This window comes from Aeromonas sp. FDAARGOS 1402, assembly GCF_019046925.1.
Taxonomy (GTDB): domain Bacteria; phylum Pseudomonadota; class Gammaproteobacteria; order Enterobacterales; family Aeromonadaceae; genus Aeromonas; species Aeromonas caviae.
Genome location: NZ_CP077201.1, coordinates 978,926 through 1,001,270, shown reverse-complemented (window position 1 = coordinate 1,001,270; position 22,345 = coordinate 978,926). Strand labels below are relative to the sequence as shown.

Genomic DNA, 22,345 nt, shown 5'->3' with positions numbered 1-22,345 from the left:
TCGTGATATTTACTGTTGGGCTAGCTATGTTTAACAAATGTATTTTATATCAATCTGTTATGTGGAATTTTTCCATGTTCTGAATATCGTGATGGCGCTGGAGAAGCGCGGCCTGCATGGCTGATGTTTATTCGTGCAATTTGTCAGTTTTTTAATTGCTGAAAATTAATCGAGTTGCGGGTAACACAAATAACTTGTGGAAAATCAATTCATTTAATCGGTAGTCCCATCACGCTGCGTCAATATGTTCCCCATGCCCGAGATCCTTGCTTGAAAAGCCCCCTGCTCGTCCTTAAACTTCATGGTGGAGAAAAGTGGATCAAAGTGGTTTTATTGGGCATCTAGCCCCCATAACTCACCTTTCGGGGACTGCAATTTGTTGCGTGGCGCTCACGCCATCAGCCTGGACAGCAAGGGGCGGTTGGCGATTCCGACCAAATTTCGTGATTGGCTGCGCGACGAATGCGACGGCCAGCTGGTCTGCACCATCGACATCGCCCATCCCTGTCTGCTGCTTTATCCCCTGAATGAATGGGAAGAGGTGGAGCGCAAGCTGAAGACCCTTTCCAGCACCAACCCGGCGGAACGCCGCCTGCAGCGTCTGCTGCTCGGCCACGCGGCCGAATGCGAACTGGATGGCAATGGCCGTCTGCTGCTCAGCCAGCCGCTGCGCAGCCATGCCGGGCTGGACAAGAAAGTCATGCTGGTGGGCCAGCTCAACAAATTCGAGCTGTGGGATGAAGCCCGCTGGCAACAACAGATCAACGACGACATCCTGGGCCTGCCCGAGGACGACTGGGCAAGTTCACCACGACTACAGGATTTTTCTTTATAAATGACCCAAGCCGCTGAACACATCACAGTGCTGTTGCACGAAGCCGTCGAAGGGCTGGCCATCAAGCCGGACGGTATCTACGTCGACGGTACCTTTGGCCGGGGTGGTCACTCTCGTCTCATTCTCCAGCATCTGGGCCCCAATGGCCGTCTGATCGCCATCGACCGGGATCCCCAGGCCATTGCCGAGGCGGCCAAGATCCAGGATCCCCGTTTCGAGATCGTGCACGGTCCCTTCTCCGGTATCACCCGCTATCTGACCGAGCGCGGCCTGCTGGGCAAGGTCGATGGCTTCCTGCTGGATCTCGGTGTCTCCTCCCCCCAGCTTGACGATGCCGAACGTGGCTTCAGCTTCATGAAGGACGGCCCGCTCGACATGAGGATGGATCCCACCTCCGGTCAGAGTGCCGCCGAGTGGCTGGCTCGTGCCGATGTGGACGACATCGCCTGGGTGCTGAAAACCTTCGGTGAGGAGCGCTTCGCCAAGAAGATTGCTCGCGCCATCGTGCACGACCGGGTGACCGAGCCCTATGTGCGCACCCGCCAGCTGGCGGAGATGATTGCCCGGGTCAACCCGAGCAAGGAGAAGGGCAAGCACGCGGCGACCCGCAGCTTCCAGGCCATCCGCATCTATATCAACAGCGAGCTGGACGAAATTGAAACCGCCCTCAACGGTGCGCTGGACGTGCTGGCTCCTCACGGTCGTCTCTCCGTCATCAGCTTCCACTCTCTGGAAGATCGGCTGGTGAAGCATTTCATTCGAAAGCATGAGAAAGGTCCGGAAGTACCCCACGGCATCCCCCTGACCGAAGCCCAGCTTGCCGGTGGTCGCAAGCTGAAGTCGATCGGCAAGGCGCTCAAGCCTTCCGACCACGAGGTCAATGAAAACACCCGGTCCCGCAGCTCGGTGCTGCGGGTCGCAGAGCGTCTTGCGGAGTAAACGATGAGCGATGTGCGCGTTCACCTCGCCAGGGAGATCGTTGCGGATCTCTGGCGCCACAAGTTGCAGGTCCTGTTGACCGTCGCCGTGCTGGTCACCGCCTTTGCGGTGATCCTGGTGACCAACATGACCCGGGGTCTGACGGCCAAGCAGAACGATCTGATGGCGGAGGAGGACAGGCTCAACATCGAGTGGCGCCACCTCTTGCTGGAACAGGGCACACTGGCTGAGCACTCCCGGGTGGCGAGTCTGGCCATGGACAAGTTGCAGATGGCTCGTCCCCTGGTGACCACTGAAAAGGTAATTACACAACCATGACACGCAAGGCCGCCACCAAGGCTCCGGCAAAGGACAAAGCCAAGGCGAAAGCACCCTCACTCTACCCGTGGCGCTTTCGTACCCTGGTTTTCTTCATCGGCATCGCGTTTGCGGGGCTGATCCTGCGGCTGGCCTGGATCCAGGTGATCGATCCTGACAGACTGCGCCAGGAGGGGGACATGCGCTCCCTGCGCACCACCTCCACCCAGGCGGTGCGCGGCATGATCACGGACCGCAATGGCGAACAGTTGGCGGTATCCGTACCGGTCGAAGCGGTCTGGGCTGATCCCAAGACGGTGCATGAGTCCGGTGCCATCCACAACGAGCGTGCCTGGCTGGCACTCTCCGCCGTGCTCAAGCTCGACATCAACACCCTCAAGCATCGCATCGCCAACCCGAGCAAGCGCTTCGTCTATCTGCAGCGGCAGGTGACGCCTGCGGTGGCCGAGTACATCAAGGGGTTGAAGCTGGGGGGCATCTATCTGCGCCCCGAGGCGCGCCGTTTCTACCCGACCGGCGAGATAAGCTCCCACCTGGTGGGGGTGACCAACATCGATGGCAGCGGCATCGAGGGGATTGAGCGCAGCTACAACGAGTGGCTGACCGCAACCCCTGGCGAGATGCGAGTGCGCAAGGACAGGCAGGGCCGCGTCATCGAGCGCCTGGGCCTGGTGAAAGAGGGCAAGCACGCCAACGATCTGCAACTGAGCATCGATCAGCGGGTGCAGGCGCTGGCCTATCGCGCCCTCAAACGGGCTACCGACGAGAACAAGGCCACCTCCGGCTCCATGGTGATGTTGGATGTGAAGACCGGCGAGGTGCTCGCCATGGTCAACACCCCCTCCTACAACCCGAACAACCGCGGTCAGTACCAGAGTTTCCGGGTGCGAAACCGGGTGGTGACCGATACCTATGAGCCGGGCTCCACGGTCAAGCCATTGATTTTGCTTAGTGCCTTGCAAGCCGGTGTCACCAGCTGGAAGGACTTCATCCCGGGCGGCCCCCTCTTCATCGGGGCCAAGCAGATCCGTGACGTGAGTATCCACAAGGCGACCAACCTGTACGACATCCTGCGCTACTCCTCCAACATCGGCATGTCGCGCATCGCGCTGCGGATGCCGGCCCAGGAGATGATCAACACCCTGAGCATGGTGGGCTTCGGCATGGACACCGGCAGCGGCCTGATGGGGGAGAGCAGCGGCATGCTGCCCCAGCGTCGCCGCTGGTCCGACATCGAGCGAGCCACCCTGTCGTTCGGTTATGGTCTGCGAGTGACCCCGCTGCAGCTGGCCTCCGCCTACGCCACCCTGGCCAACAAGGGCAAGCGGGTTCCGCTCTCCATCATCAAGGTGACCAAGCCGCCCAAGGGTGAGCAGGTCATCGATCACAACAACGCCGCAGCCATGTTGCAGGCGCTGGAGTACGTGGTCAGCAATGCCATTCCCAAGGCCCAGATCCCCGGTTATCGGGTCGGTGGCAAGAGTGGTACCGCCAAGGTGGCCGTGGCTGGGGGCTATGGCAAGGACTACATGGCCTGGTTTGCCGGTTTCGCGCCGGCCAGCAATCCCCGTTTCGTCATGGTGGTGGTGATCAACGAGCCCAAGGGGGATGCCTACTACGGCGGTGCCGTGGCGACCCCGCCCTTTGCGGAGGCCATGGGAGGCGTGTTGCAGCTCTTCAACATCCGTCCCGATGCGATCCCGCCCGAGGTACCCGCCAAGCTTGCCCGCACGGAGGCCAACAATGGCGCACCGCGTACTTGACGGGCATCCGGCTTTTTCCATCGGCCCCGCTGCTGTCGGGGCGTTTTCCATGGCGTGTACGAGCGCCCGCATTCCCGCATTTTCGGAGGCTTCCCATGCCGCCCCGCACACTTGATCAACTGATGAGCCGCTTCGGCATCGATGCCCCGGCGCTTTCCCTCACCGATCTCCAGCTCGACAGCCGGCGGGTCGGTCCCGGCTCGCTCTTCGTGGCGATTCGTGGCCATCAGGTGGATGGCAGGCGCTTCATCGAACAGGCGGTGGCTCAGGGAGCAACCGCCGTGCTGTTTGAGGAGGACGGAGAATTCGTCCCTCCGGCGACCCAGATCCCCTGCATCGGCATGAGGGATCTTCCCGCTCGTCTCTCCGAGCTGGCCGGTCATTTCTACGGTCACCCTGCGCAAAAGCTGCAACTGGTGGGCATCACGGGCACCAACGGCAAGAGCACTACGGCCCTGCTGGTGGCCAACTGGCGCACCCTGCTGGGGGGCAAGGCCGGGGTCATGGGCACCATAGGCAACGGTCTGTTTGGCGAGCTCATCGAAGCAGAGAACACCACGGGCAGCGCGGTCCAGGTGCAGGCCAATCTGGCCGCCTTGCAGCAGCAGGGGGCCGATCTGGTGGCGATGGAGGTCTCCAGCCACGGTCTGGTGCAGCATCGCGTGGCGGCCCTGCCGTTTGCCGCGGCAGTCTTCACCAACCTGAGCCGGGATCATCTGGACTATCACGGCACCATGGAGGCCTATGCCGCCGCCAAGGAGGAGCTGCTGAAGCTGGTGGATGAGCCTTGCGCCGTCATCAACGCCGATGACCATCTGGGACGGCAATGGCTGGCGACCTATCCCGGTGCGGTGGCCTTCGGGGTTCATGGTCCGATTGAAAACCATGCTGGACGACAACTGACGGCGCAGGATCCCCATTTCCACCAACAAGGTTTTGATACGCGCATTAACTCCAGCTGGGGGAATGGTGTATTATCCGCCCCCTTGCTCGGCCGCTTCAACGTCAGCAACGTGCTGGGCGCCATGGGCGCCATGCTGGTGCTCGGCTACGACTTCGATGACCTGCTGGCGACGGCCCCCAGACTGCAACCGGTGACCGGTCGCATGGAGTGCTTCGGCGGTGGCGATGCGCCGCTCGCCGTGGTCGATTACGCCCACACCCCGGATGCGCTGGAGAAGGCCTTGCAGGCCCTGCGGGTGCACTGTCACGGCCGGCTCTGGTGCCTGGTGGGTTGTGGTGGCGACAGGGATCGCGGCAAGCGTCCCATGATGGCTGCCATGGCGGAGCAGCATGCGGACTGCGTGATCCTGACCGACGACAATCCCCGTACCGAGGAGCCGGCCCGGATCATGGCCGACATGGTGGCGGGTCTTCGCGATCCCGGCGCCGTGCAGATTGAGCACGACAGGACCAAGGCAATCCAGCTGGCACTGAGCCAAGCGAGCAAAGAGGACATCATCCTGGTGGCCGGCAAAGGCCACGAGGATTATCAGATCATTGGAACCGACAAGCGGCACTACAGCGATCGGGAAACCGTCGCAGCCGCCTTGCACACATTAATGGAGTCATTCAAATGATGACCCTCAGGCTTGCCGACCTGGCGCAGGTGCTCGATGCCCGTCTGATCGGGGGCGACCATGAGATCACGGCGGTCAGCACCGACACCCGTACCCTGGGCGCGGGGGCGCTGTTCGTAGCCCTGCGCGGCGAGCGTTTCGACGCCCACGATTTCTGCGACCAGGCGGTTGCCGCCGGCGCCAGTGCCCTGCTGGTAGAGCGCGAATTGCCGCTGGCCATTCCACAACTGGTGGTGGCCGACACCCTCAAGGGGCTTGGGCGTCTGGGCAGGCTGGTGCGCGAGCGCATCAATCCGAAAGTGCTCGCCATCACAGGCAGCTGTGGCAAAACCACGGTGAAGGAGATGGCGACGGCCATCCTGCGCTGTGAAGGGGAGGTGCTGGCCACCGCCGGCAACTTCAACAACGAGGTGGGGGTGCCGCTGACCCTGCTGCGCCTCGAGCCGCAACACCAGTTCGCGGTGATGGAGCTGGGAGCCAACCACCCGGGCGAGATCGCCTGGACCACGTCGCTCGCCAGACCCGACGCCGCCATCATCAACAACGTCGCTGCCGCGCACCTGGAAGGCTTTGGCTCCCTGGAAGGGGTGTTCCATGCCAAGAGCGAAATCTTCGAAGGGTTAGGCGAGGGCGGCACTGCCATCGTCAATGCCGACAACGAGTTCTGGCCGAAGTGGCGTGAAAAGGGCATCCAGTGCGCCTTCTCCCTCCAGGATCAGCGTCAGCCGTTCCACGCCCGCGACATCGTGCTCAACGAGCAGGGTTGTGCCGGGTTCGTGATGGTGACGCCCCAGGGAGAGCTGACCCTGACCCTGGCCATTCCGGGTCGCCACAACGTGGCCAACGCCCTGGCTGCCGCCGCCGGGACCCTGGCCCTGGGCGCATCGCTTGCGTCCGTCAAGGCGGGACTGGAGCAGATGGCGCCGGTCAAGGGCCGTTTCTGCGTGCAACGCTGGGGTGGCCTCACTCTGGTGGATGACACCTACAACGCCAGCGTGGAGTCCGTGCTGGCGGGTATCGATGCCCTGACCGCCATGAACGGCTACAAGGTGCTGGTATTCGGTGACATGAAAGAGTTGGGTGAGGAGTCCGCCGCGCAGCATGCCCGGGTCGGACACCACGCCCGTGAGCAGGGCCTCGATGCCGTGCTGACCGTAGGGGAACAGAGTCGCCACACCGCAGATGCCGCGGATGGCCGACATTTCGATAACAAGGCGTCGTTGTTTGAAGTGCTTGCGCAAATGATAAAGACACATCAGGAAATTTCGATTCTGGTCAAGGGCGCCCGTGGCTCCCGCATGGAAGATATCGTCGAGATGGTCAAGGGCCATCAGGAGTCAGCCACATGCTAGTCTGGCTGGCGGAACTGCTCACCCCGCACTTCACCTTCTTCAACGTCTTCTCCTACCTGACGTTTCGCGCCATCCTGTCGATCATCACCGGTCTGGTGGTGGCGCTCTGGATGGGGCCGCGCCTCATCCGTCGCCTGCAGATCATGAAGTTCGGCCAGGTGATCCGCAACGACGGTCCCGAATCCCACCTCAGCAAGAAGGGCACCCCGACCATGGGCGGCCTGATGATCATTGCCGCCATCTTCACTTCTGTGCTGCTCTGGTGCCGCCTCGACAACCCCTATGTCTGGCTGGTGCTGTTCGTGCTGGGGGCCTATGGCGCCATCGGTTTTGCCGATGACTATCTCAAGGTGGTGCGCAAGAACACCGACGGCCTCATCGCCCGCTGGAAGTACTTCTGGCAGTCCGCGGTCGCGCTGGGTGTGGCGGTGTTCCTCTACGCCACGGCCACCCACGATGGTCAGACCCAGCTGGTGGTGCCCTTCCTCAAGGATGTGATGCCCCAGCTCGGCCTGATGTTCATCCTGCTGACCTACTTCGTCATCGTCGGTACCTCCAACGCGGTCAACCTGACCGATGGCCTGGATGGCCTCGCCATCATGCCCACCGTGATGGTGGCGGGGGGCTTCGCCCTGATCGCCTGGGCGACCGGCAACGTCAACTTCGCGAACTACCTGCACATTCCCTACGTGCCCTACACTTCCGAGCTGGTGATCGTCTGTACCGCCATCGTGGGCGCGGGCCTGGGTTTCCTCTGGTTCAACACCTACCCGGCCCAGGTCTTCATGGGGGACGTCGGTTCCCTGGCTCTGGGCGGCGCGCTCGGTACCATCGCGGTGCTGGTGCGTCAGGAGTTTCTGCTGGTGATCATGGGGGGTGTCTTCGTGATGGAGACCGTCTCGGTGATCCTGCAGGTCGGATCCTACAAACTGCGCGGCGTGCGGATCTTCCGCATGGCCCCCATCCATCACCACTATGAGAAGAAGGGCTGGCCGGAGCCGCGCGTCATCGTGCGCTTCTGGATCATCACCCTCATGCTGGTGCTGCTTGGCCTCGCCACCCTGAAGGTGAGGTAAGCCATGGTCATCATCATCGGACTCGGCAAAACCGGACTCTCCTGCGTCGATTACTTCCTCGACCGCGGCGTCACGCCGCTGGTGATGGACACCCGTGCCAATCCGCCGGGCAAGGACGAGCTTCCCCCCGAGGTGGAGCTCATCCACGGGGTGGACGCTGAGCGGCTCAAGCAGGCGCACATGATAGTGGCGAGCCCGGGCATCGCCCTGGCGACTCCGGAGTTGAAGGCCGCCGCCGAGTTCGGGGTGCGCATCGTCGGTGACATCGAACTGTTCGTGCGTGAAACCCAGACGCCCGTCATCGCCATCACCGGCTCCAACGGCAAGAGCACGGTCACCACGCTAGTGGGTGAGATGATCGCCGAGGCGGGACTCAAGGTCGGTGTGGGGGGCAATATTGGCACCCCGGCGCTGTCGCTCCTCAAGCAGCCCATGGATCTCTGCGTGCTGGAGCTCTCCAGCTTCCAGCTCGAGACCACCTACAGCCTGCGGGCCGCCGCCTCCGTGGTCTTGAACCTCAGTGAAGATCATATGGATCGCTATACCGGCATGGCGGATTACCGCGCCGCCAAGATGGAGATCCATCAGCACTCCCAGCACATCCTGATCAATCGCGACGATCCCCAGACCCTGCCCGATGTGGGTCAGGTTTGGCAGAGTTTCGGCCTCGACTGCAACGGCTACGGCCGCTGCGAGCTGGAGGGCCGTCACTGGCTGACTTTGCACGGCGAGCCGCTCCTGGCGGTGGACGAGATGAAGATAGTGGGTGCCCACAACCAGGCCAATGCCCTGGCGGCCATGGCCCTGTGCGATGCGGTGGGCATTCCCCGCGAGGCACAACTTGCCGTGCTGCGCCGCTTTGAAGGCCTGCCTCACCGTGCCCGCTTCGTGCGGGAGGTAAATGGGGTGCGCTGGATCAACGACTCCAAGGCCACCAACGTGGGGGCGACCCTGGCCGCCGTGGCCGGGGTGCGTGAAGCGGTCAAAGGCCGCCTGCTGCTGCTGGCCGGTGGCCAGGGCAAGGGGCAGGACTTCGGCCCGGTGCAGGCGCTGCTCGGCAGCCAGATCGATCACATGTACTGCTTTGGTCAGGATGCCGAGGTGCTGCTGGCCCTGGGCGAACAGACCGAGCGGGTTGCCGATCTTGACGCTGCTGTCGCCAAGGCGGCGACCGATGCCAGGCCCGGTGACTGGGTGCTGCTGGCACCGGCCTGCGCGAGCCTGGACCAGTTCAAATCCTTCGAAGCTCGCGGAGATCGCTTCACCGAACTGGTGCTGGCACTATGAACGCCCTTCGCGCCGTCGCAGGATTCTTGCAGCGCTGGTTGCTACCGGCGCGCCCCGCCGGTCTCTACGATCGGCAGCTGGTGGTGCTGGCACTCGCCCTGATGGGCGTCGGGCTGGTAATAGTGGCGTCCGCTTCCATTCCTGAGGGGATCGCCATCAACAACGATCCCTTCATGTTCGTGAAGCGCCACGGCATGTTCCTGGTGATGGCGCTGGGTATCTCCTGGTTCGTGTTGCAGGTGCCCATGGCACGCTGGCAGCACTACAACGGCCCCATGTTGTTGCTGGCCATCGTGCTGTTGGTGATGGTGCTGCTGGTGGGGCGCAGCGTCAACGGCTCGGTACGCTGGCTGCCGCTGGGCCCCTTCAACCTGCAGCCGGCCGAGTTCGGCAAGCTGGCGCTGTTCGTCTATCTGGCGGGTTATCTGGTGCGCCGTCAAAGCGAGGTGCGCGAGCGCTTCATCGGTTTCATGAAACCCATGGCGGTGCTGTTCGTGGTGGCCATCCTGCTGCTGGCCCAGCCGGATCTCGGGTCAGTGGTGGTGATGTTCGTCACCTCCCTCGGGATGCTGTTCCTGGCCGGAGCCCGGCTGGTGCAGTTCATCGGTCTCATCCTGGTGGGGGTGAGCGCAGTGGTGACCCTGATCATCGCGGAGCCCTACCGGATGCGGCGGGTGACCTCCTTCCTCGACCCCTGGGCAGACCCCTTCGGCAGCGGCTATCAGCTGACCCAGTCCCTGATGGCCTTTGGTCGGGGGAGCTGGTTTGGCGAAGGGCTTGGCAACTCCATCCAGAAGATGGAGTACCTGCCGGAGGCCCACACCGACTTCGTGTTCGCCATTCTGGGCGAAGAGCTGGGCTACGTGGGGGTGCTTGGCGCACTCTTCCTGATTTTTGCGCTGGCGGTGAAGGCGCTCAAGCTGGGTCACCAGGCGCTGGTGGCCGAGCGGCTCTATGAAGGTTATCTGGCCATCGGCATCGGCATCTGGTTCAGCTTCCAGACTTTCGTCAACGTCGGTGCCGCCAGCGGCATGATGCCTACCAAGGGGCTGACCCTGCCGCTGGTCAGTTATGGCGGCTCCAGTCTCATCATCATGATGGTGGCGGTGAGCATGTTGATTCGTATCGATTTTGAGTTGCGCCAGGCAAGTGCCCAGGCGCGCGTGCGGGAGGTTGCGTGAGCAAGACGTTACTGGTGATGGCGGGTGGTACCGGGGGTCATGTGTTCCCCGGCCTGGCCGTCGCCGATCGCCTCAAGGCCCAGGGCTGGACCATCCACTGGCTCGGCACTGCCGACCGGATGGAGGCGGAGCTGGTGCCTGCCCATGGTTATCCCATCTCCTTCATCGACATCCAGGGGGTGCGTGGCAACGGCATCAAGCGGCTGCTCGCGGCGCCCTACCGTGTCATCAAATCCGTGCTGCAGGCCCGCCAGGTGCTCAAGACCATCCAGCCCGATGTGGTGCTGGGCATGGGGGGCTTCGCCTCCGGCCCGGGTGGCGTGGCCGCCTGGCTGTCCGGCATTCCGCTACTGCTTCACGAGCAGAATGCCGCCGCCGGCCTGACTAACAAGCTGCTGGCCCGTATCGCCAGGCGGGTACTGATGGCCTTCCCGGGTGCCTTCGCCCCCAATGCCCGCACCGCCGTGGTGGGCAACCCGGTGCGCCCCGAGGTGGTGGCGCTGCCTGATCCCCAACTGCGCAGCAGCAGTAATCCTCTGCGCCTGCTTGTGGTCGGTGGCAGCCTGGGGGCCCGGGTCCTCAACGAGCAGGTGCCTCCTGCGGTTGCAGCTGCCGGTGTGCCCATCGAGGTGCGTCACCAGTGCGGCAAGGGCAACGGGGAGGCCGTGGCTGCCTCCTATGCCGGGCTGGGGGTCGAGGCCGAGGTGAGTGAATTTATCAAGGACATGGCGGATGCCTATGCCTGGGCGGACCTGGTGGTGTGCCGCGCCGGCGCATTGACCGTCTCCGAAGTGGCCGCTGCCGGTGTGGCCGCCATCTTCGTGCCCCTGCCCCATGCGGTGGACGATCACCAGACACGCAACGCCCTGACCCTGGTCGACGGCGGTGCGGCCGAGTTCCTGCCCCAGTCCGAGCTGACGCCGGCGGCGCTGGCGTCGCGCCTATCCTGGCTCGCCGGGCGCAGGGAAACTCTGTTGAACATGGCCCAGGCCGCGCGCCGGGTCGCCATCATCGATGCTGCCGAACGGGTTGCCGATGAGTGCAAACGGCTCGCCACCGGCTGAGCCAAACGAGATGGAAGGCCAAGATGTGCCGCCAAGGCCCCGCTTCTGTCTTCGAACTGATGAATGTCGCCGAATGAAAATGGCCTGTGGCCGCGAATTGAGAAAGAACTATGACCAAGGTTGAACTGGCAAAACTGCGTACCGTTATCCCCGAAATGCGCCGCGTGCGTCGCATCCACTTCATCGGCATCGGTGGCGCCGGTATGGGCGGTATTGCGGAAGTGCTTGCCAATGAAGGGTATCAGGTGACCGGCTCGGATCTGGCCCGCAACGGGGTGACCGAACGCCTGGCCTCTTTAGGCGCACACATTTTTGTCGGTCACAGTGCCGAGCATGTGGACGGTGCCAGCGTGGTGGTGGTTTCCACCGCCATCAAGCAGGACAACCCCGAGCTGCTGGCTGCCCGCGAGCTGCGTATTCCCGTGGTGCGCCGCGCCGAAATGCTGGCTGAGCTGATGCGCTTCCGTCACGGCATCGCCATTGCCGGGACCCACGGCAAGACCACCACCACCAGTCTGGTGGCGAGCATCTATGCCGAGGCGGATCGCGACCCCACCTTCGTCATCGGCGGTCTGCTCAACAGCGCCGGCACCAATGCCCGCCTGGGCAGCAGCCGTTATCTGATTGCCGAGGCGGACGAGAGCGACGCCTCCTTCCTGCATCTGCAACCCATGGTTTCCATCGTGACCAACATCGAAGCGGATCACATGGACACCTATGGTGGCGATTTCTCCAGGTTGAAGGCCACCTTCATCGATTTCCTGCACAACCTGCCGTTCTACGGTCTGGCCGTGGTGTGTGTGGATGACCCCGTGATCCGCGGCATGCTGCCGGAGATCGCCCGTCCTACCCTCACCTACGGTCTGAGCGATGATGCCGATGTGCAGGTGCTGGACTTCGTGCAGACCAGCAATCGCAGCCGCTTCCGGGTGCGCCGTGCAGGGGCGGGTGAGCTGGAGGTGACCCTGAATCTGCCGGGCATCCACAACGCCCTCAACGCCGCCGCCGCCATCGCGGTGGCAACCGAAGACGGTATCGGCGACGAGGCCATCATCCAGGCACTTTCCAAGTTTGAAGGGGTGGGGCGCCGCTTCCAGCAATATGGCGAGTTTGAAACCGGCCGTGGCAAGGCCATGCTGGTGGACGATTACGGTCATCACCCGAGCGAAGTGAAGGTGACCATCAACGCCGCTCGCGCCGGCTGGCCCGAGAAGCGGCTGGTGATGGTGTTCCAGCCGCACCGCTACAGCCGGACCCGGGATCTCTACGAAGATTTCGCAGATGTGCTCTCCAAGGTGGACGTGCTGGTGATGCTGGAGGTCTATGCCGCCGGTGAGGAGCCCATCCCCGGTGCCGATGGTCGTGCCCTGTGCCGTTCCATCCGCTCCCGCGGCACCCTGGAGCCCATCTTTGTCGCAACGCCGGACGATGTGCCCGCGGTGCTGGCCGACCTGATTGGCGAGGGGGATCTGGTATTGACCCAGGGGGCGGGTAACGTCGGTGCACTGGCCCGTCGTCTCGGCGAGATGAAATTGAGCGTGGATAGCATGAAATCCGGTGCCTGAGGGCCCAATGAGTATTTTGACCGCCAAGCCGAGGCCTATATAATGGCGAACCGGTCTGCAAGTGGCCGGCATGGCGCGTTTTACGGGGATCGATCGGGTGGAGGCAAGGGCACAAGGGCGCACCAAGGGGGGCTTCATCGCCGGGGTGGCATTTTTCATCCTGGTCATGTGGGGGCTCTACCAGACTGCGCTGGATGTTAAAGACTGGCTGACGGATGCCAGTCGGTTGCCCATGAGCGAGCTGTTGCTGCAGGGGCAACACGAATATTTGAAGGCCGATGAGTTGCGTGCTGCCGTGCTGGATGGTGCCGAACTTCGCAACTTCTTCGAGCTGGATGTGAACGAATTGCAGGCGCGTCTGAACGCTCTGCCCTGGGTGGCCCAGGTCTCGGTACGAAAGAAGTGGCCGAACAAGATCAAGGTCTATCTCACGGAACAGGATGTGGCGGCTCGCTGGAACGGCAACCGCTTCGTCAACACCAAGGGTGAGGTATTCAGTGCCCCGGACAGGGTGAAGAAGCCCCTGATGCAGTTGTCCGGGCCCGATGATCAGGCCGCCAAGGTGCTGGAAGCCAGCCATCAGTACGAAACGCTGCTGGCGGCCAAGGGATACAAGTTGCTGGGGGTGAATCTGACCCCCCGCCATGCCTGGGAACTGACCCTGGATGGCAACATTCAGCTGTTTGTGGGGCGCTCGGATATCGCGCTTCGTCTGCAGCGGTTTATCGATGCCTTTCCGGTCATCGAGCCCCGTGAGCGGGTTGCTTACGTGGATCTTCGATACGACACCGGGATGGCAGTTGGCTGGAAGAAAAGCGAAGAGAAAGTGAATGACCAACACCGCAGATAGAAATTTGATTGTCGGACTGGATATCGGCACGACCAAGGTGGCGGTACTGGTTGGCGAAGTATTGCCTGATGGCGAACTCAATGTCATCGGCATGGGCAGCCACGCTTCTCGCGGTATGGAGAAGGGCGGGGTCAATGACCTCGACTCCGTGGTCAAGTCCCTGCGCCGCGCGGTGGAAGAGGCCGAGATGATGGCAGACTGCCAGATCAGTTCCGTCTATCTGGGGCTGTCCGGCAAGCACATCGATTGCCGCAACGAGACCGGCATGGTGCCCATCTCCGACGAAGAGGTGACCCAGGAGGATGTGGACAACGTCATCCACACCGCCAAGTCGGTGCGGTTGTCTGACGAGCTCCGGGTTCTGCACGTGCTGCCCCAGGAGTTCGCCATCGACTATCAGGAAGGGATCAAGAACCCGGTCGGTCTCTCCGGCGTGCGGATGGCAGCCAAGGTGCATCTCATCACCTGCCACAACGACATGGCGCGCAACATCGAGAAGTGTGTGGAGAAGGTGGGTCTGCGGGTGGATCAGCTGATCTTCTCCGCCCTGGCCTCCAGCTACGCCGTGCTGACCGAAGACGAGAAGGAGCTGGGTGTCTGCGTGGTGGACATCGGTGGCGGCACCATGGACATGTCGCTCTTTACCGGCGGCGCCCTGCGTCACACCAAGGTGATTCCCTATGCTGGCAGCACGGTGACCAGCGACATCGCCTATGCCTTCGGCACGCCGCCGCTGGATGCGGAGGCGATCAAGGTGCGCTATGGCTGTGCCCTCGGCCGCCTGGTCAGCAAGGAAGACAATATCGAAGTGCCCAGTGTCGGCGGTCGCCCGGCGCGCAGCCTGCAACGGCAGACGCTGGCGGAAGTGATTGAACCCCGTTACACCGAGTTGCTCTCCATGGTGAATGACGAGCTGGTGCGGGTGCAGAGCGAATTGAAGGCACAGGGGGTCAAGCATCAGCTGGCCGCCGGTGTGGTCTTGACCGGTGGCGCGGCCCAGATCGAAGGCATTGTGGAGTGCGCAGAGCAGATCTTCCAGAGCCAGGTCCGGGTGGGCGAGCCCATGAATATCCGGGGATTGAGTGATTACGTACAGGCACCGGTGTACTCGACTGCGGTCGGGTTGTTGCAGTACGGCCGCACCAACCAATCCACCGGTAGTAACAAGGAATATGCCGCCAAGGCAAGCGTAGGTGGGCTGGTCAAACGGGTCAGCAACTGGTTGCGTGGTGAGTTCTAAAGATTTTGCTGAGTCAGGCAAATAAAGCGGAGAGACAACATGTTTGAATTTATGGATAGCCACACTGACGAAGCCGTCATCAAGGTGATAGGTGTGGGTGGCGGCGGCGGCAACGCAGTCGAGCACATGGTTCGTCAAAACATCGAAGGTGTCGAGTTCATCACCGTGAACACCGACGCCCAGGCACTGCGCAACTCCAGTGCCAATACCACCTTGCAGATCGGCGGTGGCATCACCAAGGGTCTGGGTGCCGGGGCCAACCCGGAAGTGGGTCGTGACGCCGCCATGGAAGACAGGGAAGCGCTGCGCGAGCTGCTGACCGGTTCCGACATGGTGTTCATCGCTGCCGGCATGGGTGGTGGTACCGGTACAGGTGCTGCACCGATCGTGGCCGAAGTGGCCCGCGAGATGGGTATCCTGACCGTTGCCGTCGTGACCAAGCCGTTCTCCTTCGAAGGGAAGAAGCGGATGGGCTTCGCCGCTCACGGCATCGAAGAGCTCTCCAAGAACGTCGACTCCCTGATCACCATCCCCAACGATAAGTTGCTGAAGGTGCTGGGTCGCGGCATCTCCCTGCTGGACGCCTTCAAGGCGGCCAACGACGTGCTGCTGGGTGCAGTACAGGGCATCGCCGAGCTGATCACCCGCCCGGGCCTCATCAACGTCGACTTCGCGGACGTACGTACCGTGATGCGCGAGATGGGTACCGCCATGATGGGTACCGGCTCCGCCTCCGGTGACGACCGTGCCGAAGAAGCGGCCGAGAAGGCCATCTCCAGCCCGCTGCTGGAAGACGTGGATCTGGCCGGTGCCCGCGGCATCCTGGTCAACATCACTGCTGGCATGGACATGACCATCGAAGAGTTCGAGACCGTGGGTAACGCGGTCAAGGCCTTCGCGTCCGAGAACGCTACCGTGGTGGTGGGTACCGTAATCGACCCGGAAATGCACGACGAACTGCGCGTTACCGTAGTGGCGACCGGTATCGGTGCCGAGCGCAAGCCCGACATCACTCTGGTCAAGAACAACATGGTTCAAGAGCGTCCGGCCCGTCAGCCCCTGATCAGCGAAGCCCTGCAGTCTCGCGTGATGGAAGAGGCCCCGGCCAAGGTGGTGAACGCCGAACCGCAAGCTCGTCGCGAACCGGATTATCTCGATATTCCTGCGTTCCTGCGCAAGCAGGCAGACTAAGCCTCTGATGGCTCTGGTTTGTTTGTTGCTTAAGGATTGTGCTAAGATGGCCCGGCAACGACCATCTGGTCAGGAATTTGAGCTGTTAAAGCGGATACGCCCATGATTAGACAAAGAACCTTGAAAACGAGTGTCCAGGCCACCGGTGTGGGCCTGCATTCGGGCCGGAAAGTCACTATGACGTTCCGTCCGGCGCCTGTTAACACAGGGATCGTTTACTTGCGTACCGATCTGAATCCTGTGGTCGCGCTGCCAGCCAACGCCGATCAGGTGCGTGATACTGTGCTTTGTACCGCTCTGGTGAACGAAGCCGGTGTTCGCGTGTCGACCATTGAACATCTGTCTGCCGCTCTGGCCGGGATGGGGATCGACAACCTCTATGTCGAGGTTGATGCCCCCGAGATCCCGGTAATGGACGGCAGTGCGCATCCGTTCATCTATCTGCTGCAGGAAGTGGGTATTCGTGAACAGAACGCGCCCAAGCAGTTCGTGCGGATCAAGCAGAGCATCCGGGTTGAAGACGGCGACAAGTGGGCGGAATTCCACCCCTATCGCAACGGCTTCAAGATGGATCTCGAGATCGATTTCCAGCATCCGGTGTTTGAAGGCCGCAACCAGCGTTGCGTGCTGGACTTCTCCGGCAGCTCCTTCGTGAAAGAGATCAGCCGTGCCCGTACCTTCGGCTTCATGCGTGATATCGAGTACCTGCGTTCCCAGAACCTGGCACTGGGCGGCAGCCTGGAAAACGCCGTGGTGCTGGATGACTACCGGGTGCTGAACGAAGATGGTCTGCGTTACGAGGACGAGTTCGTCAAGCACAAGATGCTGGATGCCATCGGCGATCTGTACATGTGCAATCGCAGTATCATCGGTGAATTCCGTGCCTACAAGACGGGCCATGCCCTGAACAACAAGCTGCTGCGTGCCCTGCTGGCCCAGCAGGAGGCCTGGGAACTGGTGACCTTCGAGGGTGAGGGCGACAAAGCGCCTATCGCTTACTACGACAACGGTCTGGTTCTGGCCTGATAGCTGTGCAACAGGACGTCGGTCATCTCTCCGCACCGACGTCCTGTCATTTGTTTATTCCATCCTTTAATACCGATTATCTCCCGGTTTTATTGCCCGTGCAGGCCCTTGGCCTCACCTGACCGAGAAGACAGATTTCTATGAGTATTACCCTGATCCTCCACGGTAAGCAGCGCCGCAGGTTGCACTTACCCAAACAACGTCTGGCCTGGGTCGGCGGTATTCTCTTCACTGTATTGGCCTTGGGGGGCGGCTGGCTCTGGCAGAGCTGGCAGCAGAAAATGGAGGCGCTGGAAGTGGCGCTGACCCTGGCGCAGCAGCAAAAATCCACGCAAGGGGCCGATGAAGCCCGCGAACAGCTTGCCATGCTGGCCGCCCAGGTGGGCACCATGCAGGGACAACTTGGTCGCCTCAACGCCCTCGGCGAGCGCCTGACCGAGAAGGCGGACCTCGATCCCGAGGAGTTCAACTTCAAGGAGCTGCCCCCGATGGGCGGCCCTTCCTACGATGCAGACCTGGAAGTCAGCCTGGGTGAACTGCAAGATTCCATGGAACACCTCAGCCGTCAGCTCAGCAGCCGCGAAGAACAGCTGTCGGTACTTGAATCCTTCATCATGAACCACCATATCACCGATGCGGGTTTCATCCCCGGCTCACCGGTCAAGCAGGAGCGTGTCTGGATCTCCTCCGGTTTCGGTGGGCGGGTCGATCCGTTCAACGGTCGCGCCAAGATGCACAAAGGGGTGGATTTCCGCGGCAGGCCCGGCACCCCCATCCTGGCGACCGGCAAGGGGATTGTCAGCTGGGCGGGGCGCCATCCGGAGTTTGGCAACATGGTGGAGATTGACCATGGCAATGGTCTGGTCACCCGCTATGCCCACAATTCCAAGTTACTGGTGGATGTGGGCACCCTGGTCGATGAGGGCCAGAAGATTGCCCTGATGGGGCGAACCGGTCGTGCAACCGGAGTTCATTTGCATTACGAAGTGTTGAAAGATGGTCGTCAGGTCAACCCCGCGCGCTTTCTGAATGCCAGACGGGGTTAGGTTTTTTCTTCAGGTTCCAGTGACGGAACGCTTATATAACCAAAACAGTTGGTACCCATGATTAGCACACTGCTCACCAAGATTATCGGCAGCCGGAACGACAGAACGCTCAAGGCTTTGCGCAAAATTGTAAAACAGATCAATGCGATGGAGCCTCAGTTCGAGGCACTGTCCGACAGCGAGCTGCAGGCCAAGACCGCCGAGTATCGCCAGCGCCTGGAGCAGGGTGAGACCCTGGAGCAGTTGCTGCCGGAGGCCTTCGCCACCGTGCGTGAAGCCTCCCGCCGGGTGTTCGGCATGCGCCACTTCGACGTCCAGCTGATCGGCGGCATGGTGCTGAACTCCAACCGTATCGCCGAGATGAAGACGGGTGAAGGCAAGACCCTCACCGCGACCCTGCCGGCCTACCTGAACGCCCTGACCGGCCGCGGTGTGCACGTCGTGACGGTGAACGACTATCTGGCCAAGCGTGATGCGGAAGCCAACCGCCCGCTGTTCGCCTTCCTCGGCATGACGGTGGACTGCAACGTGCCCGGCATGGATGCATCCCAGAAGCGCGATGCCTACGCTGCCGACATCACCTACGGTACCAACAACGAATTCGGTTTCGACTACCTGCGCGACAACATGGCATTCTCGCCGGAGCAGCGCGTACAGCGTCCGCTCAACTACGCGCTGGTGGATGAGGTGGACTCGGTGCTCATCGATGAAGCCCGCACCCCGCTCATCATCTCCGGTCCGGCGGAAGACAGCTCCGCCATGTACACCCAGATCAACAAGTTGATCCCGCTGCTGGTCAAGCAGGACAAGGAAGACTCCGAGGAGTACACCGGCGACGGTCACTACACGGTGGACGAGAAGAACCGCCAGGCGCTGCTGACCGAAAACGGCCAGATCTTCGTGGAAGAGCTGCTCAAGAAAGAGGGACTGCTGGCCGAGGATGACTCCCTGTTCTCCGCCACCAATATCAGCCTGCTGCATCACGTCAATGCCGGCCTGCGCGCGCACACCCTGTTCGAGCGCAACGTCGACTATATCGTCCAGAAGGACGAGATCGTCATCGTCGACGAGCACACCGGCCGCACCATGCCGGGTCGTCGCTGGTCAGACGGTCTGCACCAGGCGGTCGAGGCGAAGGAAGGGGTCAAGATCCAGAACGAGAACCAGACCCTGGCCTCCATCACCTTCCAGAACTACTTCCGTCTGTACGACAAGCTGGCGGGCATGACCGGTACTGCGGATACCGAAGCCTTTGAATTCCAGCAGATCTATGGCCTGGATACCGTGGTCATCCCGACCAACAAGCCGATGGTGCGCAAGGACATGGGCGATCTCGTCTACCTGACCGCCCAGGAGAAATACGCGGCCATCGTGCAGGACATTCGCGAGTGCGTGAAGCGCGGCCAGCCCGTGCTGGTCGGTACCGTCTCCATCGAGAACTCCGAGCTGCTCTCCGGCATCCTGACCAAGGAAAATATCCCGCACAAGGTACTGAACGCCAAGTTCCATGCCATGGAAGCGGAGATCGTCGCCCAGGCCGGCCAGACCGGCGCTGTCACCATCGCCACCAACATGGCCGGTCGTGGTACCGACATCGTGCTGGGTGGCAACTGGCAGGCGGAGATCGCCCAGCTGGAAAACCCGTCAAGCGAGCAGATTGCCGAGCTGAAAGCGGCCTGGCAGGTGCGTCATGACGAAGTACTGGCGGCCGGTGGTCTGCATATCATCGGTACCGAGCGTCACGAATCCCGCCGTATCGACAACCAGCTGCGCGGCCGTTCCGGTCGTCAGGGTGATCCGGGTTCCTCCCGCTTCTACCTCTCCATGGAAGATACCCTGATGCGGATCTTCGCCTCCGACCGCGTGACCGGCATGATGAAGAAGCTGGGCATGGAAGAGGGCGAGGCCATCGAGCATCCCTGGGTAACCAAGGCCATCGAGAATGCCCAGCGCAAGGTGGAAGGTCGCAACTTCGACATCCGTAAAAACCTGCTCGAGTTCGACGACGTGGCCAACGATCAGCGCAAGGTGGTCTACGAGCAGCGCAACGAACTGCTGGACACCAACGACATCTCCGAGACCATTCACGTCATCCGTGACGACGTCTACGGCGCCATCATCGACGAGTACATCCCGCCCCAGTCCCTGGAAGAAATGTGGGACGTGCCGGGTCTGGAAGCGCGTCTGAAGTCCGATTTCGCCCTGGATCTGCCGCTGCAGCAGTGGCTGGCGGAAGACGACAAGCTATATGAAGAGAAGCTGCGCGAACGCATCCTGGATGAAGCCACCAAGCTCTATGCCCACAAGGAAGAGCTGGTCGGCAAGGAGGTGCTGCGCAACTTCGAGAAGGCGGTGATGCTGCAAACCCTGGACGGCCTGTGGAAAGAGCACCTGGCGGCCATGGATCACCTGCGTCAGGGCATCCATCTGCGCGGCTACGCCCAGAAGAACCCCAAGCAGGAGTACAAGCGCGAATCCTTCGATCTGTTCACCCAGATGCTGGAAACCCTCAAGCGCGACGTGGTCAGCATCCTGAGCCGGGTACAGGTGCAGGAGCGGGATGTGGAGGCGATGGAAGAGCAGCAGCGCCAGCAGGCCGAAGCCGCTCCCCGTACCTACACCCATGCCACGGCCGAAAACCAGCTGGCTGACGAGGATACGGGTGGGGCCGAGGGCCATACCACCTTCGTGCGCGACGAGCAGAAGATCGGGCGCAATGATCCCTGCCCCTGTGGTTCGGGTAAAAAATACAAGCACTGTCACGGTCAGCTGACCTGACACCCTGCCATGATGAATACACCGCCTCCGGGCGGTGTATTCATTTTCGGACCAAGGAGGGGACGATGAGCAGATTGCCGGCGGGATGGGATGGGGAGGCACATGGGCACTGGCTGCAGGAGAGACGCCAGGAGGCGATCCGTTGTGTGCTGAGCAGGCTGAACGCAGAGACGAACAAATCTGTTCCCCTGCAACTGCAGTTTGCCTATTACCTCTTTTTGTCCGGCGATCCCGCCTCGGCGGCCCAGGTGCTGACGCTGGCGTACCGGTCCGCACCCGATAACACTGAGGTGCTGCGCAATCTCTGTGTCTGCCTCTCGCGCTCCGATCAACATGAGCGGGCCGTGACGCACCTGGTCGAACTGGTGCGGCGCGAGCCGGATGATTATCTGGTCCATGACGGGCTTTGCACTTCCCTTGCCAAGCTAGGACGCCATGAAGAAGCGGCACAAGCGGGAACCCGTGCCCTGACTCTCAAGGATGAGGCCGTCTCGCAGCCTGTCGCGGGGTGGGTGCTGCCGGCAGAGGGGCCGGATGACTGGCTCGCGGAGCAGGGGGAGAAGCAGGCAGTCATCGCCTTCTCCTTGTGGGGAGCACAGCCCCGCTATTTACGGGGAGCACTCGACAATGTGCTGGCCGCAGCTTACCTCTATCCGGGCTGGCGGGTGCGCTTCTATGTGGATGGCAGTGTCCCTCAGGGGCTTCTGGCCTGCCTGCAGGAACATGGCGCCGAGATAAAGGTGCAGCCCGATAGTCAATCCCAGCGTCAGCGCCTCTGCTGGCGCTTCCAGGTCGCCAATGATCCCGGAGTGGGGCGCTTTCTTGTGCGCGATGCGGACTCCGTGCTGAATCTGCGGGAGCGGCTGGCGGTCGATGACTGGCTTGCATCGGGGCGCTGGTTCCATATCATGCGTGACTGGTGGAGCCACACCGATCTGGTGCTGGCCGGCATGTGGGGCGGTGTGGCCGGTGTGCTGCCTCCCCTTGCGCCGCTGATGGCGAGCTATCAGCCCAGTACCATGGAAACACCGAACATCGACCAGTGGTTCTTGCGAGACTGTTTATGGCGCTATCTGCGCCAGAGCGCGCGGGTACACGATCGTTGTTTCACTCCGCCCGGTGCGGTGCCCTGGCCGCAGGTTGCGCCGCCGGGCAATGAGCATGTCGGGCAGGATCTCTTCAGGGCCCGGGGGGATCAGCAGGCCATTCGGCTTGCCCCCTGGATCGCCCGTTTGCCGTGTTTACGCTGAGGAC

Annotated in this window: 18 protein-coding genes; all 18 read left to right on the top strand. The window is 61.9% G+C overall.

Features of this window, described 5'->3' with window-relative positions; all coding sequences use genetic code 11:
• Positions 1-376: 376 nt before the first annotated feature.
• The 18 genes from mraZ (at position 377) to I6L32_RS04695 (ending at position 22,341) form a co-directional block, all read left to right on the top strand.
• Entirely contained in the window at positions 377-835 is a 459-nt protein-coding gene (gene mraZ, locus I6L32_RS04780; RefSeq protein WP_039040489.1) for a division/cell wall cluster transcriptional repressor MraZ, read from the top strand.
• On the top strand, positions 836-1,774 hold the full coding sequence (rsmH, locus tag I6L32_RS04775) for a 16S rRNA (cytosine(1402)-N(4))-methyltransferase RsmH (RefSeq protein ID WP_042015088.1): 939 nt from the start codon (positions 836-838) through the stop codon (positions 1,772-1,774). It abuts the gene before it with no gap.
• A 3-nt stretch (positions 1,775-1,777) separates the two neighbouring features.
• Entirely contained in the window at positions 1,778-2,092 is a 315-nt protein-coding gene (ftsL, locus tag I6L32_RS04770; RefSeq protein WP_010675842.1) for a cell division protein FtsL, read from the top strand.
• The gene (locus tag I6L32_RS04765) at positions 2,089-3,855 is read left to right on the top strand and encodes a peptidoglycan glycosyltransferase FtsI (protein WP_010675841.1); all 1,767 of its coding nucleotides are present in this window, start codon (positions 2,089-2,091) and stop codon (positions 3,853-3,855) included. Before ftsL ends, I6L32_RS04765 begins: the two co-directional genes overlap by 4 nt.
• Positions 3,856-3,950: 95 nt before the next feature.
• A complete protein-coding gene (murE, locus tag I6L32_RS04760) occupies positions 3,951-5,435 on the top strand; it encodes a UDP-N-acetylmuramoyl-L-alanyl-D-glutamate--2,6-diaminopimelate ligase (RefSeq protein ID WP_039040490.1) in 1,485 nt (494 codons plus the stop codon).
• Positions 5,432-6,787: a UDP-N-acetylmuramoyl-tripeptide--D-alanyl-D-alanine ligase gene (gene murF / locus I6L32_RS04755; protein WP_216944755.1), complete on the top strand. Its 1,356-nt coding sequence runs from the start codon at positions 5,432-5,434 to the stop codon at positions 6,785-6,787. The genes murE and murF overlap by 4 nt, the downstream gene beginning before the upstream one ends.
• On the top strand, positions 6,781-7,863 hold the full coding sequence (gene mraY, locus I6L32_RS04750) for a phospho-N-acetylmuramoyl-pentapeptide-transferase (RefSeq protein WP_010675838.1): 1,083 nt from the start codon (positions 6,781-6,783) through the stop codon (positions 7,861-7,863). Before murF ends, mraY begins: the two co-directional genes overlap by 7 nt.
• A gap of 3 nt (positions 7,864-7,866) precedes the next feature.
• Positions 7,867-9,150 carry a UDP-N-acetylmuramoyl-L-alanine--D-glutamate ligase gene (murD, locus tag I6L32_RS04745; protein ID WP_216944754.1) on the top strand — a complete coding sequence of 428 codons (1,284 nt, stop codon included), beginning with the start codon at positions 7,867-7,869 and terminating at the stop codon, positions 9,148-9,150.
• Positions 9,147-10,331: a cell division protein FtsW gene (gene ftsW / locus I6L32_RS04740; RefSeq protein ID WP_043154095.1), complete on the top strand. Its 1,185-nt coding sequence runs from the start codon at positions 9,147-9,149 to the stop codon at positions 10,329-10,331. The genes murD and ftsW overlap by 4 nt, the downstream gene beginning before the upstream one ends.
• Positions 10,328-11,395, top strand: coding sequence for an undecaprenyldiphospho-muramoylpentapeptide beta-N-acetylglucosaminyltransferase (murG, locus tag I6L32_RS04735; RefSeq protein WP_042880173.1), 1,068 nt, complete (start codon positions 10,328-10,330; stop codon positions 11,393-11,395). Before ftsW ends, murG begins: the two co-directional genes overlap by 4 nt.
• 110 nt (positions 11,396-11,505) lie before the next feature.
• Positions 11,506-12,960, top strand: a complete 1,455-nt coding sequence (gene murC / locus I6L32_RS04730; protein WP_041211792.1) for a UDP-N-acetylmuramate--L-alanine ligase — start codon at positions 11,506-11,508, stop codon at positions 12,958-12,960.
• Between the two features lie 97 nt (positions 12,961-13,057).
• Complete coding sequence (locus I6L32_RS04725; RefSeq protein WP_029314839.1) at positions 13,058-13,810, top strand: cell division protein FtsQ/DivIB; 753 nt, start codon at positions 13,058-13,060, stop codon at positions 13,808-13,810.
• Entirely contained in the window at positions 13,791-15,050 is a 1,260-nt protein-coding gene (gene ftsA / locus I6L32_RS04720; protein WP_010675832.1) for a cell division protein FtsA, read from the top strand. The genes I6L32_RS04725 and ftsA overlap by 20 nt, the downstream gene beginning before the upstream one ends.
• Before the next feature lie 39 nt (positions 15,051-15,089).
• The gene (ftsZ, locus tag I6L32_RS04715; protein WP_005305686.1) at positions 15,090-16,241 is read left to right on the top strand and encodes a cell division protein FtsZ; all 1,152 of its coding nucleotides are present in this window, start codon (positions 15,090-15,092) and stop codon (positions 16,239-16,241) included.
• 102 nt (positions 16,242-16,343) lie between these two features.
• The gene (gene lpxC, locus I6L32_RS04710; protein WP_010675831.1) at positions 16,344-17,267 is read left to right on the top strand and encodes a UDP-3-O-acyl-N-acetylglucosamine deacetylase; all 924 of its coding nucleotides are present in this window, start codon (positions 16,344-16,346) and stop codon (positions 17,265-17,267) included.
• Between the two features lie 140 nt (positions 17,268-17,407).
• Positions 17,408-18,313 (top strand): M23 family metallopeptidase, encoded by a 906-nt coding sequence (locus tag I6L32_RS04705; RefSeq protein ID WP_039040495.1) that lies wholly within the window; start codon positions 17,408-17,410, stop codon positions 18,311-18,313.
• A gap of 57 nt (positions 18,314-18,370) precedes the next feature.
• On the top strand, positions 18,371-21,091 hold the full coding sequence (secA, locus tag I6L32_RS04700) for a preprotein translocase subunit SecA (RefSeq protein ID WP_069785548.1): 2,721 nt from the start codon (positions 18,371-18,373) through the stop codon (positions 21,089-21,091).
• A 65-nt stretch (positions 21,092-21,156) separates the two neighbouring features.
• Positions 21,157-22,341, top strand: a complete 1,185-nt coding sequence (locus I6L32_RS04695) for a tetratricopeptide repeat protein (protein WP_216944753.1) — start codon at positions 21,157-21,159, stop codon at positions 22,339-22,341.
• Positions 22,342-22,345 lie beyond the last annotated feature (4 nt).